Source organism: Haloterrigena gelatinilytica (assembly GCF_013342145.1).
Classification (GTDB): domain Archaea; phylum Halobacteriota; class Halobacteria; order Halobacteriales; family Natrialbaceae; genus Haloterrigena; species Haloterrigena gelatinilytica.
Genome location: NZ_JABUQZ010000001.1, coordinates 2,291,139 through 2,303,021, shown reverse-complemented (window position 1 = coordinate 2,303,021; position 11,883 = coordinate 2,291,139). Strand labels below are relative to the sequence as shown.

General features: G+C 57.9%; 14 protein-coding genes and 1 pseudogene. 11 read left to right on the top strand and 4 right to left on the bottom strand.

All coding sequences use genetic code 11. The features are described from left to right. The first annotated feature begins 9 nt into the window (after positions 1-9). The 4 genes and pseudogenes from HTZ84_RS11595 to HTZ84_RS11580 all read left to right on the top strand — a co-directional run bounded on the left by HTZ84_RS11595 (position 10) and on the right by HTZ84_RS11580 (position 4,223). Positions 10-1,542, top strand: coding sequence for a vitamin K epoxide reductase family protein (locus tag HTZ84_RS11595; protein WP_174680826.1), 1,533 nt, complete (start codon positions 10-12; stop codon positions 1,540-1,542). Positions 1,543-1,544: 2 nt separating this feature from the next. Continuing rightward, positions 1,545-2,564 carry an SDR family oxidoreductase gene (locus tag HTZ84_RS11590; RefSeq protein WP_174680825.1) on the top strand — a complete coding sequence of 340 codons (1,020 nt, stop codon included), beginning with the start codon at positions 1,545-1,547 and terminating at the stop codon, positions 2,562-2,564. Between the two features lie 15 nt (positions 2,565-2,579). Continuing rightward, a pseudogene (locus tag HTZ84_RS11585) lies at positions 2,580-3,703 on the top strand (CNNM domain-containing protein). An 88-nt stretch (positions 3,704-3,791) separates the two neighbouring features. Continuing rightward, positions 3,792-4,223, top strand: coding sequence for a universal stress protein (locus tag HTZ84_RS11580; protein WP_174680824.1), 432 nt, complete (start codon positions 3,792-3,794; stop codon positions 4,221-4,223). A 316-nt stretch (positions 4,224-4,539) separates the two neighbouring features. On the opposite strand, the gene HTZ84_RS11575 is transcribed toward HTZ84_RS11580, so the two are convergent. Then, positions 4,540-4,827, bottom strand: coding sequence for an amphi-Trp domain-containing protein (locus HTZ84_RS11575; protein WP_174680823.1), 288 nt, complete (start codon positions 4,825-4,827; stop codon positions 4,540-4,542). A 967-nt stretch (positions 4,828-5,794) separates the two neighbouring features. Between HTZ84_RS11575 and HTZ84_RS11570 the strand changes: the two genes are divergently transcribed. Continuing rightward, positions 5,795-6,448 (top strand): helix-turn-helix domain-containing protein, encoded by a 654-nt coding sequence (locus tag HTZ84_RS11570; RefSeq protein ID WP_174680822.1) that lies wholly within the window; start codon positions 5,795-5,797, stop codon positions 6,446-6,448. A gap of 193 nt (positions 6,449-6,641) precedes the next feature. On the opposite strand, the gene HTZ84_RS11565 is transcribed toward HTZ84_RS11570, so the two are convergent. After that, positions 6,642-6,836, bottom strand: a complete 195-nt coding sequence (locus HTZ84_RS11565) for a cold-shock protein (RefSeq protein ID WP_174680821.1) — start codon at positions 6,834-6,836, stop codon at positions 6,642-6,644. Positions 6,837-7,148: 312 nt separating this feature from the next. Here HTZ84_RS11565 and HTZ84_RS11560 point away from each other — a divergent pair, with 312 nt between their 5' ends. From HTZ84_RS11560 to HTZ84_RS11555, 3 genes are all read left to right on the top strand, one after another. Beyond that, positions 7,149-7,676, top strand: a complete 528-nt coding sequence (locus tag HTZ84_RS11560; RefSeq protein ID WP_174680820.1) for an Lrp/AsnC family transcriptional regulator — start codon at positions 7,149-7,151, stop codon at positions 7,674-7,676. A 131-nt stretch (positions 7,677-7,807) separates the two neighbouring features. Next, on the top strand, positions 7,808-8,131 hold the full coding sequence (locus HTZ84_RS23275) for a DUF7344 domain-containing protein (protein WP_455429270.1): 324 nt from the start codon (positions 7,808-7,810) through the stop codon (positions 8,129-8,131). A gap of 277 nt (positions 8,132-8,408) precedes the next feature. Continuing rightward, complete coding sequence (locus HTZ84_RS11555) at positions 8,409-8,711, top strand: hypothetical protein (protein ID WP_174680819.1); 303 nt, start codon at positions 8,409-8,411, stop codon at positions 8,709-8,711. Between the two features lie 185 nt (positions 8,712-8,896). Here the strand turns inward: HTZ84_RS11555 and HTZ84_RS11550 are convergent, their stop codons facing one another. Together HTZ84_RS11550 and HTZ84_RS11545 are read right to left on the bottom strand one after the other, a co-directional pair. Next, positions 8,897-9,259, bottom strand: a complete 363-nt coding sequence (locus tag HTZ84_RS11550) for a HalOD1 output domain-containing protein (RefSeq protein ID WP_174680818.1) — start codon at positions 9,257-9,259, stop codon at positions 8,897-8,899. Next, positions 9,243-9,695 carry a DUF7344 domain-containing protein gene (locus HTZ84_RS11545; protein WP_174680817.1) on the bottom strand — a complete coding sequence of 151 codons (453 nt, stop codon included), beginning with the start codon at positions 9,693-9,695 and terminating at the stop codon, positions 9,243-9,245. Before HTZ84_RS11545 ends, HTZ84_RS11550 begins: the two co-directional genes overlap by 17 nt. 265 nt (positions 9,696-9,960) lie before the next feature. Between HTZ84_RS11545 and HTZ84_RS11540 the strand changes: the two genes are divergently transcribed. From HTZ84_RS11540 to HTZ84_RS11535, 3 genes are all read left to right on the top strand, one after another. After that, positions 9,961-10,626 carry a helix-turn-helix domain-containing protein gene (locus tag HTZ84_RS11540; RefSeq protein WP_174680816.1) on the top strand — a complete coding sequence of 222 codons (666 nt, stop codon included), beginning with the start codon at positions 9,961-9,963 and terminating at the stop codon, positions 10,624-10,626. Positions 10,627-10,723: 97 nt separating this feature from the next. Beyond that, positions 10,724-11,047 carry a DUF7511 domain-containing protein gene (locus HTZ84_RS23270; protein ID WP_455429269.1) on the top strand — a complete coding sequence of 108 codons (324 nt, stop codon included), beginning with the start codon at positions 10,724-10,726 and terminating at the stop codon, positions 11,045-11,047. 297 nt (positions 11,048-11,344) lie between these two features. Then, positions 11,345-11,611, top strand: a complete 267-nt coding sequence (locus HTZ84_RS11535; RefSeq protein WP_174680815.1) for a DUF7344 domain-containing protein — start codon at positions 11,345-11,347, stop codon at positions 11,609-11,611. Positions 11,612-11,883 lie beyond the last annotated feature (272 nt).

The window sequence follows — 11,883 nt, the reverse complement described above, 5'->3', positions numbered from 1 at the left end:
AACATATCAATGACCGACGACAGACACGACGATTCGAACGGAGAACCGGACGCCACGACGACCGACGCTCGAGAGCGCCGCTCGAGTGTCGACGGTGGCGGTGAAAACGACGGGGATCGCGACCGGGATACCGATACCGGCGAGGAACGCGGCGGAACCGGGGGTGAGGATCACGACGGAGACGACGGTGGCTCGATGCGGCCGGGAGACATGATGCTCGCTCACCCGACGAAGGAGGTGTGGGTCCAGTACGCCGTCATCTCGCTGGGCGTCTGGCTCCTCGCGAGCGTCCCGGCGCTGAGCTACGAGAGCGCGCTGATGACGTGGAGTACCGTCGCTACCGGACTCGTGCTTATCGCGCTCGCGGGACTGACGATCTACCGGGAGAGCGGCTACGCCAACTACGCTAACGGCTTCGTCGGCCTCTGGCTGGTGTTCTCGCCGATCGCATTCGCGGCGCCGACGGCCGCGGCGTACGCCAACAACACGCTCGTCGGTGTCATGGTGATCACGTTCACGGTCCTCATCGTGATGCGCTCGGAGATGGATGGCCCGACCGTCCCACCTGGCTGGTCGTACAACCCCTCGACGGGCGCACAGCGCGCCCCGCTGATCGCGCTCGGAATCTTCGGTTTCTTCGCCTCGTGGTACATGGCCGCCTTTCAGTTGGGCTACATCGAGAGCGTCTGGGATCCGCTGTACAATCCCGGAACCAGGGGGGTCCTCACGTCCCGAGTATCGAAGGCGTTCCCGGTCTCCGACGCCGGCCTCGGCGCAGTGGCCTACTCGGTCGAGGCCCTGATGGGATTCATGGGCGATCGCCGGCGCTGGCGGACGATGCCGTGGATGGTCGCCTTCTTCGGCGTCGTCGTGATCCCGCTGGGCTTCGTGCAGGTGCTGCTGGTCATCATGCAGCCGATCATGGTCGGGACGTGGTGTACCCTCTGTCTCCTCTCGGCCTTCGGCATGCTGTGGATGATCTCGCTGACGGTCGACGAGGTGGTCGCGATGGGCCAGTACGTCGTCCGACTGATGCGCCGAGGCGACAGCCTCTGGACCGCCTTCTGGATGGGCGGCACGATTCCCGAGGACGAGGCCGGTGTCGACGAACGCGAAACGCGGCCGATCGGCGACTCTCCGATCGGCGAACCGTTCTGGGGCGTCTCGGTCCCGTGGACGCTGCTCGGTGCGATGGCGCTCGGCGTCTGGCTCATGCTCTCGCCGACCCTCTTCGGGACGACGGGGCTCATGGCCGACAGCAGCCACTTGGTCGGTTCGTTGGTCGTCTCCTTTACCGTGATCGCGACGGGCGAACCAGCTCGCGCCGTTCGGTTCTGCAATATTCCGCTCGCCGTCTGGATCGTCGTCGCTCCGTGGCTGTTCAGTGGCGTCCCGACGGTCGCCGCGATTAACGCCGTCATAGCCGGCGCGCTCATCCTGATCCTCAGCGTCCCGCGAGGGCCGATTACGGATCGGTACGGCGGCTGGGAACGGTATGCCTCCTCCGAGACGGTCGATCGATTGAATCCCCTCAGTAGCTAACCATGTCCGAAACTACCGACTCCGAAGTCGTCGTCGTCACAGGTGCATCAGCCGGCGTCGGGCGAGCCACCGCTCGTACGTTCGCCGAACGCGGCGCGAAGGTCGGCCTGGTCGCGCGGGGCGAGGACGGCCTCGAGGGCGCACGCGAGGCGGTCGAGCGGGCCGGTGGCGAAGCAGTCACCGTCCCGACGGACGTCGCTGATCCCGACGCGGTCGAGGCCGCAGCCGAAACCGTCGAGGACGCGTTCGGACCGATCGACGTCTGGGTGAACAACGCGATGGTGTCGGTGTTCTCGCCCGCTGCGGAGATGACCGCCGCCGACTACCGTCGCGTCACCGAGGTCACGTATCTGGGGTACGTCTACGGGACGCAGACCGCGCTCGATCGAATGCGGGACCGCGACGAGGGGACGATCGTGCAAGTCGGCTCCGCGCTGGCGTATCGAGGGATTCCACTCCAGTCGGCCTACTGTGGTGCGAAACACGCGATCCAGGGCTATACCGAATCCGTGCGAACGGAACTGCTCCACGACGACTCCGACGTCCAGCTATCGATGGTACAGATGCCCGCGATGAATACTCCGCAGTTCGAGTGGACGAAAACCCGACTCCCGAGAAAACCGCAGCCGGTACCACCGATCTATCAGCCCGAGGTCGCCGCTCGAGCGATCGTCTGGGCGGTCGACCACGACAGGGACGAGCTGTGGGTCGGCCGATCGACGGTGAAAGCGATCCTCGGGAACCGTTTGATCCCGCGGCGGCTCGACAACCTTCTCGCTAGCGGCGGCTACGACTCCCAGCAGACCGACGAGCCGGTCGATCCCGACCGCGAGCACAACCTGTACGAGCCGGTGTCCGGCGACTTCGGCGCTCACGGGCCGTTCGACGACCGGGCGCGCGGTCGAAGCTACCTGCTTCAGGCGTCGATGCATCGACGAGCGCTCGCCCTGATCACCGGCCTCGTGGCCGCGATCGCGAGCGCCGTTCTCGGTCGGCGCATCATATCGACCGATTCCAACTGAGGTCGTGAGTGCTAAATCAGGACCGTCGGAACAATCGCGGTCCGTCTGATTGCCGGGCTCTTGTTGATCCTCGCGAACGCGTTCTTCGTCGCCATCGAGTTCGCGCTGACGCGCGCTCGGCAGTTCACCGAGGAAGAGTTCGTCGCCGACAACCCCAAACTCGAGCGCGCGTGGGAGATGACCGACAACCTCGAACTCTATCTGACCACGTGTCAAGTCGGCATTACGGCTTCGAGCATCGCGGTCGGGATCGTCGCCGAACCCGCGCTCGCGGCCATTTTCGAGCCCCTCTTCGCGAACACGGCGCTGGCCTCGATCGGAAGCGGCGCGATCCTCGCCTTCCTCATCATCAACCTGGTCCATCTGACTCATGGAGAGCAGACGCCGACGTACCTCGGCGTCGAACGGTCGCGAGTGGTCTGTCGGTACGGAGCGGCACCGTTGTACTGGTTCCATTGGCTGATCTCGCCGGTCATCACGCTCGGCGACGGGATCGCGAAACTGACGCTCAAACTCTTCGGGATCGAGATGACCGGCGCGTGGCTCGAGACCGAAGAGGACGTCATCGAGTCCCGTGCGGACCTTCGGAACCGACTCGGCTCGATCCTCGAAGAGGGCGACCTTTCCGAGGAACGCCGCGACGAGGTGATGAACGCCTTCCAGATCGGCGAGAAGCCGATCCGTGAGGTAATGTCGATCCCGACGAAATCGTCGCGCTATCGGCCGAGGACGACGCCGAGGAAAACCTCCGAAAGATGGAAAAGCGACCGCAGACGCGGTTTCCACTGGTGGGAGACGAACTAACCGACTTTCGGGGGATTCTTTATACGCCGATCCTCGTCAGGCACCGTGAGGAACTGGCCGACAGCGCTGTCGACTTCGGCGAACTGGCAGCGCCGCCGATGACGCTCTCTCCCGACGCGGACGTGAGCGACGCAGTCGACCAGTTTCAGGCGGAAAATCAGGAACTCGCGCTGGTGATCGAAGACAGCGAGGAACGAAGTTCCTCGAGCGGTCGGACGCAGTCCGACGACGGAGAGGTCGTCGGGCTCGTTACCGTAACCGATCTCCTCGAGGCAGTAATGGGTGATATCGAGGATCCGCTCGATCAGGGGCAACTCGAGGCGGCAGACCGCTGATCGATCGTTGGGAAAATGCTGTCAGCCGGACCGATACCAAGCCCTTGCACACAGTCAGGTTTTACCTATAAGGATGGTATCGACGATCGTGTACGACGATATTCTAGTGCCGACGGACGGGAGCGAATCGAGTATGGCGGCGGTCGATCAGGCCACCGCGATAGCAGAGGGTAGAGCGACGACAGTGCACTTTCTCCACGTGATAGACGTGGGAACAGAGATGTCTGCAGGCGCGTCCGGGAGCATCGCACCGCAGCTCACGGAGACGCTCGAAGAGGAAGCCGAATCCGCTCTCGACGACGCCGCGAACCGGGCTGAGGAGGCAGGGATCAGCTACGATCGAAACACTCGTGAGGGAAGTCCGCACGAGGTGATCGAGGCGTACGTCGCCGAACGCGATATCGACCTCGTTGTCATGGGGGCGAGCGGTCGGTCCGGGTTGAAAGAACGGCTACTCGGCAGTACGTCCGACCGGGTCATCCGAACGGTAGATACGTCTGTACTATTGGCGCGACCTTGAACGTGTCTGTCGGAGCACATTCACCACCGCTCCCGTCGGACTACTGGGGAAGTAACGCGAAGCGACTTCCGAGGATTACCCGGGCTCGGTACGATCCTGACACGGAGTTTTAGGATTCGTCGGCTACTTCATCGTAACTCACCGAGTGACTGTCCATGTCGTGTCTCCCGATGATCTATCGCAATCGCTCACGTACCGTATCAGGTGTCGTGTCCTCGAGTTCGTCGCTAGTCGAGGGCGTCATAGAACGCATCTTACAGTGTTGATTTCTTCCCATTCTTCAGCGAACACGCTGATAAATAGGTCTGCGAACTGATCACTCAATTTCTAATTGTCCGCTCTCACCGTCTCCCCCACTGTCGCTCTCGTCCCATTCGAGTTCGAACTCGATACTCAATTCACCGGGGCCGTCCGTCGGCCCTTCGCGTTCGGCTTTGACCTCGAAGGTTGGGCGGGCTGGCGGTTCCATCGTCACGGATTCGGAACCCGATTTTAGTGTGACCGCATCACCTTGTTCGAGCTTCTCAGCAACACTGTGAAGATACGATGCGATTTCTTCTCGGGTCTGGCTGCTCTCTGATTTGAACAGAACTTCTTCGGGCATACAGAGTAACAATGCACCGCCTGTGCCGATAAGTGAATTCCCTTTACTGAACGCTGGAGTGGTTCTGCTCCCGTCCTCTCCGGTAGTGAGCGATCTCGGATCGATCCTACCCAAGTAGGGGCTACGTCAAAGTCGATAGTCAGTTGAGCGGCTGCTATGAACGGTGCACAGAAAGCAACCAGAATTGTCGCTGTCTGTACCGACTGTAATTCACCCTATGCAGCTCGGCGCTGGTCAGACGGAGAAATCCGGTTGATCGGGACGGGCGCAGACTGTCCCTGTGGCGGGACCGAGTTTCGATCGATCAGGTGAGCAGTTCAGGGCAAGCCGGCACCGAGGTGGCTATCGATCTATCCAAAATATGCCAAAGTCACCTGCTGAATAGAGGGGTACGTTGAGCGCTCCAATCTCAATTATTCGATTCGGTTTTCATCGATCCATCCGTGTTCGTAGCGATGGTTACTGACTGAGTTCTGTTTGGAAGATTTCCGTAACGAATCCGCCGTTCTCGAATTTGGTAGCGCAGCGATCGCACAATTGGAGCGTCTCTGCCGAGCCGGTCGTGTATGTTACTCGTACATCGCGTGCTTGATCGCTTTCGCATTCTTGGCATTCGATCATGCTTGCATCAGCCAGATTGACGAGTGGTCGTTCATCCCACTCTCTTTCACGTCTGCTATCGTCCCTATTGAACTGTCGATGCGAACTGTCTTCCCCTCTCTTCCGCCATGGTTCCGGCTCCCCCTGTGAGATGTGTTGGCAAAGAGCATCACAAGTGTTGCCTTCACTATTGCTTCCAGAAGAGTTGGCTACGCGGTGGTGTGTTGAAGCACGTCCGAAGTCGCTGGATCGAGACTTGACCTTCGAGATCGAAGCAATTTCCGCACCCGTAGTGTTTTTGGCTTCGACCTCGAAGGCCGTTACTGACACAGAGATGCCACCACAAGCCCGAGATATCTACTGAGCGATGGTCGTTATCGCCGATATTACCGTTCCAGCGGACACGTTCCCCTTAGGTCGCGTCTTGGATGACTACCCAGCCGTCGAAATCGAACTCGAACGGATCGTCCCACTCCGGGAAGCCATCGTGCCGCTGTTCTGGATCGCCGGTGCTGAATCGGGAGTAATCGAGACGAGCCTGCTGGAGCACTCCAAGACCGAAACGGTTGAGATTCTCACCACTAAGGACGACAAGACGCTCTTCGAGGTTCACTGGAGTTCGGACATCAACGGGCTTATCCAGGCGCTCATCGACACCCAGGCGAAGATCCTCGAAGCAAGCGGGACCGCCGAGACATGGGACTTCCGACTGCGGTTCCCGTCTCATGAGCAGCTCTCCTCATTCAACATGGCTCTCACTGACGAGGGCATTCCCATCACACTCCGGCACATCTACAACCCTTCGATGCCCGAAGGAGAGTCGCCACTGTCGTCCGAACAGCGCGAGACGCTGCGGTTAGCGTACCGTGAAGGCTACTTCGAGATACCACGGCGAACGACGCAGACCCGACTCGCTGATGACATAGGGATCAGCGACAGTGCGCTCTCTCAACGTATCCGTCGGGGAGTCAATATCCTCATCGAACAATCGCTGTTCGCGGACGATCAGCCAGAGACATAGCAGAAAGTCCCGTCTCGGGAGGTCGGATAAGAGGAGTCTACGCCCCGGTATGTGAGTCTCCTCTATTCAGCACCGTCGTCAGCTGTTCCCTCTATGAGAGTATTCAACACACGAGAGCGCCACCTACTGGGTGTAGTGTTCGAAAAATGGAGTCACTCACTCGTCGCTGTGAGGCGAGAGCTGAAACTCGGTCTTAGTTGCGGACGACGTTGGTCGCACGCGGGCCCTTGGGGGCCTGTTCGATGTCGAAATCGACGTCCTGTCCTTCTTCGAGATCCGGGCCGCCAACGCCCTCCATGTGGAAGAAAACGTCCTCGTCCGCGTCCTCAGTCGAAATGAAACCGTAGCCGCCAGTGTCGTTGAAGAAATCAACCTTACCGTTTGCCATTGCTTCTAAAGGGATGGTAAGGGGACGGATAAGGGTCCCGAGGGAGACAGTACCACGATCGCACCACTTCCAGTCAGCGGAAGCAGAGGCCGACCCGGGATGTCATCAGTGCTCCACTTGCGCCGAGACGCACCTCGTACTGATTCAGGGATATGCCGATCAGGGCACCCGGGAACAGCGGCGTCATGAATACGGTTAGATCAGTCGTAGCCCTTTCCCGCAGGAAGCCGATGGTACGTAAGAGAATGACGGCGACGAACAATACACGTCTTTGGGGTCAATCTTCTTTCGTCCAGCCATGGTAGCTACACTATGGCTAATGAAGAGGACTCCTCCCTGGCAGAGTCGGATCTAGACGTGGAGAACGACGAGCCGTTTGAGATCGACACCATCGATGAAGGCGTCCTATTTGCGCTTCAACGCGATGCCCGTAATGCGACGATCACCGAAATCTCGGAGGAAGTGGACGTCTCACCCAGTACCGTCCGCAACCGGATCGATAACATGGAGGACGCAGGCGTTATCGAAGGCTACGAACCCAAACTCAACTACGAAAAAGCCGGCTTTCCCCTCCGGCTCTTTTTCGTCTGTACGAGTGATCCGGAGGAGCGATCGAGCGTCAGCAGAAATGTTCTCTCCGTAACCGGTGTCGTTCAGGTCACCGAAATGATCACCAACGAACACAATCTCTATATCGAAACGGTTTCGACATCCACGACTGACCTCATCCGACTCACGAAAGAATTGAACGAGTACGGACTCACCATCCACAGTTCCGAAATAATCACCGCAAGCTATAGTCAACCCTGGGGGCACTTCCAGCCCGACGAAACACACTAACGAACATCACACCCCGCAACCGAAAATTACAAAATTGATGGGTGAGAGTGCAAAATTCACAATTCATAGGTTGATATGTGAGTTACACTTATCCGTGACTGCGTATTTTAGGGAATAAGGGTCGAATTTCAATGCCCAGCAAAACACACGCGGAGAGATGTGACCGCTTGCTCCAGTTACTGTGTCATCACCACAGACGACAGACACTCCGGTTCCTTGAGAGGCAACCGAATAATACAGCAACTATCGACGAATTGCTGGCTCATCTGGATTCGTTACAGGACGGAGCGTCCGTGTCCAGCGAACTACATCACGTTCACCTGCCGAAATTGGATGAGTCCACGCTGATCGAGTGGGATTCGCGGAGTGAAACGATTCGATACTATCCTAACCCCCTGTGTGAGGAACTCCTACACACGCTAAGCAGTCACAATGTTCAATCGTCTAGCGTATAACTGTGCCCGCTGTGGGGATGTTATATGCTCCACCTTCCCGAAAGGACTCCTCAACCATCTCTAATTGCCATTATCGGTTAAAGTGACTGAACAAGGGATAACTACTGTTCCCAAAATATTTGGTGTGTTGCTTCTTCCCTACGCTGACCGGCATTTGTGTAACTTTGCTGAACGGTATGTTCTTCACCTATGCTGAACGGCAACCAGATATGCGAACGAACTCTTAAGGTATCTCGTCGAAACACCGATTCCGCTACAGAACGTCTACTAACACGGTATGCCGATCGATAACGAAACCTTTCAGCGAGGACGGAAAGAACAGAACATCGAGGAGGAGGTACGAGAATTCTTAGCCAGTCACGAGCAGCAGGCATTCTCCGTCCCGGAAATCGCGGCCGAGATTTGCGAGCCCACTCTCTCGACGACGGAGGAAAGCGAATCGGAGACATTGAGCGAGTACCAACTCGATATAATCGCAGTGAAAGTGTCTCTCATCGATCTTTACCGCCGGGGCGCGATCGAGACTCGCGTGATCGACGACGGTAAGGGTACTCGAAAGTACTACCAAGCAATTAGATAGCCAGACCGATATAGACGTGCTCATCCGATACTAAGTGATTCACCTGACTGAATGACAACTACGTATGCGAACTGATCGGTATTCCATTTATTCCGCATTTCATCTCAAGGATGAAAGAATAGATAGGAGAAACGCACCTAGTATGTTCGAGGGGTTGCCTACCGGTCTGCCGTCTCTACCGGAGTTCACGAAAGCTCAGTTTCGGTCGGCTCGTAGACTTGAATCCAGCCATCGCTCCTGACTTTGACGAGATACTCCGTGTAGCGAAATTCGGTAGTTCCCGTTCCCTGTCGAGACACGGCCCCGCCGTTGAAGCCGAAGAACGCGTCTTCGATACCGGCCACATCGACGGCCTCGTACAATGGCGGGGATTTCACCTCGCTCGGGGAGACGTCCTCGGCTTCTGCGATGACGAATACGATCGCTGTCGTGAGATCACCGTCGCGGTCGGGTTCGTAGAGTCGTTGCGTGATCTGTCGCCAGCGGGTGTCTCCGCTGAGGACCGGGTCGTCTTCGCTACCGGGTCTGCCGTTATTGCTCTTCGTCATCCATGTCACCACGTGCGTGTGTTTCTTGATTGCTGTCGAGACTCGCACCCATTCCTCGGAGTGCAGTCAGGACTTGCTTAGCGTTTCGGGCGGCGGTAATGGTCTCAGTCGCATCGTCGAAGGCGATGACGTTCTCGTCGACTAATTTGGGAACGTGAGCGTGATAGAGCGAGACGTACACTCGTTCTCGTTGGAGTTCAGTGACCGCGTGTTCGGGCGTATCGGTCTCCCACGCGGCGATTTTCGCCGCCAGATCGGTCAGTGACCACTCCGTGTCCTCGAGAAGCGTGTAGCAGAGGTAACGACGCCGAGGATGGCCCAGCGCCTCGTAGACGTGATCTAATTCCAGTATCGCTTCGGGGAGGTGTCGTTCCTCAGTCGATGAGCTACTCGAACTCGCATCGACCTCGTCGTCCCACTCGCTATCGTCAACCATATCATGCGTGATATCCCCTGGCAGGGTATTAAACCTCATTCACATAACAATCGGGTAATTTTCACTAGTTAAGACCACGTGATCTATCATTGGTCGGGAGTTTTGGGGAGTGAGCTATACTCGCCGGCGTTGACCACTAAGTGTAGTGAGGATTCTTTGCCTGTTTCGAGTACAAGTGCCATTGAAAGTGTCTCTCGAAGTAATGCGATTCCGGCCCCAGTCCTCTGTGGTGGCTATTTACCGCCGGAACGAGACAATTCGGCTGATGGCTACCGAGGCCACCTTTACGGTCCCGTCCGATCAGTTCCCCTTGGGAACGGTCTTCGAACAGTTGCCGGACGTGACCGTCGAACTGGAACGAATAATCCCGGCACAGGACGTCGTCATACCGTACTTCTGGGTGCGAGGAACTGTGGTCGACGACATCGAGGACGCGTTTACCGGCCACCCCGGCGTGGACGACATTCGCCTCGTCGATTCGGTCGCAGACGAGTACCTGTTACGCGTCGAGTGGGCGCTCGAGTATTCCGGCGTGCTCAGTACGCTGGTAGAGACCGAGATCCCGCTGATCAAAGCGATCGGCACGAACCGACGATGGACGTTCGAGGTACGCGGCGACGCTCGAAGCGATCTCGCGGCCTTTCAGCAACGCTGTCGAGACCAGGAGATCCCGATCACGCCCACGGAGATCCACGCACTCACGCCGGTCGAGACGGCCACTGAGGAAGCGCTCACCGACACGCAGCAAGAGGCGCTGGTGCTCGCCTACCAGCGCGGGTACTTCGAATCCCCGCGCGAGGTGACGATGGAAGAGCTCGGCGACGAACTCGGCATCTCCCAGCAGGCCGTCGCGTCTCGTCTCCGGCGCGGAATCAAGCACATCCTCGGGAGTACGCTTTCCGAGACTGAACAGCTAACCGATAGGCGCTGAAAAAGGGTTTTGTATAGCCCCAAGTCACACTCACGTCGCTGGCCGTCGACAGCAGACATACGATGTCCGACGGGGAGATCGAACGAACAGTCGCTGAATGCCTCTCCTGTGGGTCCGCCTATGCAGCTCGAAGATGGAGCGACGGAACGATCCAACCGATTGGGAGAGAGGGGTGTCAATGTGGATCAACCCAGTTTCGAGTTATGGAAGAGACGGGTACTGCCGCTCTCCGAGAGGAGGAACTCAAATGATCAGGAGTGCTATTTCGGATCGATCCGAACTCGTTCCCGTCGTAGTCGAAAATCTGCGAAAAGCCGATGAGTGTATCCTTTTTCCGGGAGATGCGACGGAAGATGAACTCCAAGGGAAATGGATTCGCGCGAAGGAGGGGGCGTATGTTCACTCAGAAGACGCTCAGTAGTTCGCCTGTACTGAGTGGCAACTACGTATGCAGAGTCGGCATAGAGATGCAGTGGAATCGGGTGGTCAAATTGAGGCGATTGATAACACGGTGTAACGTAGCACGGGATTATCCGTCTCAGGTGCTATGTTGAGGTACGGAGCCATCGACTGCACACTATGCATTCGTGCCCCGATTATGAAGGGGCGTTTGAGCCGGGATACCGGACGAACAGGCAGTCTCCTCGTTCTCCTCGCGTGGCCGTCACGCGGGACGCATCACACAGCACGCGTATTCCACAACAGCCACCACCCACCGATGCCCGAGTTCGATCGCGAGTTCCACGCAGATGAATGGTCGCAGACAATCGTCGACTACCTAGCGGACGCGGACAACGGAACTGCATCGCTCGACGACCTCGTCGAACACATCATCGAGCAAGAGACGCACGCAGTCGCACCTGACAGAGAAGCAGTCTCCTACGAGGTAGTACACGTATGTCTCCCGACGCTAGCCGAGAATGGAGTCGTCGAGTTCAACGAACTAACCGAGACGATCGAATACCGAACACCATCAGCGCGATAATACTGTCTATCCGCTTCTCGGTGGGTCCTTCGCAGTTCGCGTGAAACGATGACTAGCCACTGCTGCATACACGCTCTGTATTTACCGAATCTGACGATGAGGTAGCGAGGGTATGCGAACCGTTCTATGACACCATCCGTCGGTCGGAAAATCAGGCTCAGCGATCACGCACTCTGCCTCCGCGTTCGGGTAATCGTTCGGATCGATCACTGAGGCCTCCCCCGCAGCGGCGAGAGATCGCGACCGGCTGAAAACGGCGGTAGACCGGATGG

Coding starts and splice junctions, on each gene's coding strand:
- HTZ84_RS11595 (WP_174680826.1), top strand. CDS start 10: ATGACCGACGACAGACACGACGATTCGAACGGAGAACCGGACGCCACG.
- HTZ84_RS11590 (WP_174680825.1), top strand. CDS start 1,545: ATGTCCGAAACTACCGACTCCGAAGTCGTCGTCGTCACAGGTGCATCA.
- HTZ84_RS11575 (WP_174680823.1), bottom strand. CDS start 4,827: ATGCCCGAAGAAGTTCTGTTCAAATCAGAGAGCAGCCAGACCCGAGAA.
- HTZ84_RS11570 (WP_174680822.1), top strand. CDS start 5,795: ATGGTCGTTATCGCCGATATTACCGTTCCAGCGGACACGTTCCCCTTA.
- HTZ84_RS11565 (WP_174680821.1), bottom strand. CDS start 6,836: ATGGCAAACGGTAAGGTTGATTTCTTCAACGACACTGGCGGCTACGGT.
- HTZ84_RS11560 (WP_174680820.1), top strand. CDS start 7,149: ATGGCTAATGAAGAGGACTCCTCCCTGGCAGAGTCGGATCTAGACGTG.
- HTZ84_RS23275 (WP_455429270.1), top strand. CDS start 7,808: ATGCCCAGCAAAACACACGCGGAGAGATGTGACCGCTTGCTCCAGTTA.
- HTZ84_RS11555 (WP_174680819.1), top strand. CDS start 8,409: ATGCCGATCGATAACGAAACCTTTCAGCGAGGACGGAAAGAACAGAAC.
- HTZ84_RS11550 (WP_174680818.1), bottom strand. CDS start 9,259: ATGACGAAGAGCAATAACGGCAGACCCGGTAGCGAAGACGACCCGGTC.
- HTZ84_RS11545 (WP_174680817.1), bottom strand. CDS start 9,695: ATGGTTGACGATAGCGAGTGGGACGACGAGGTCGATGCGAGTTCGAGT.
- HTZ84_RS11540 (WP_174680816.1), top strand. CDS start 9,961: ATGGCTACCGAGGCCACCTTTACGGTCCCGTCCGATCAGTTCCCCTTG.
- HTZ84_RS23270 (WP_455429269.1), top strand. CDS start 10,724: ATGCCTCTCCTGTGGGTCCGCCTATGCAGCTCGAAGATGGAGCGACGG.
- HTZ84_RS11535 (WP_174680815.1), top strand. CDS start 11,345: ATGCCCGAGTTCGATCGCGAGTTCCACGCAGATGAATGGTCGCAGACA.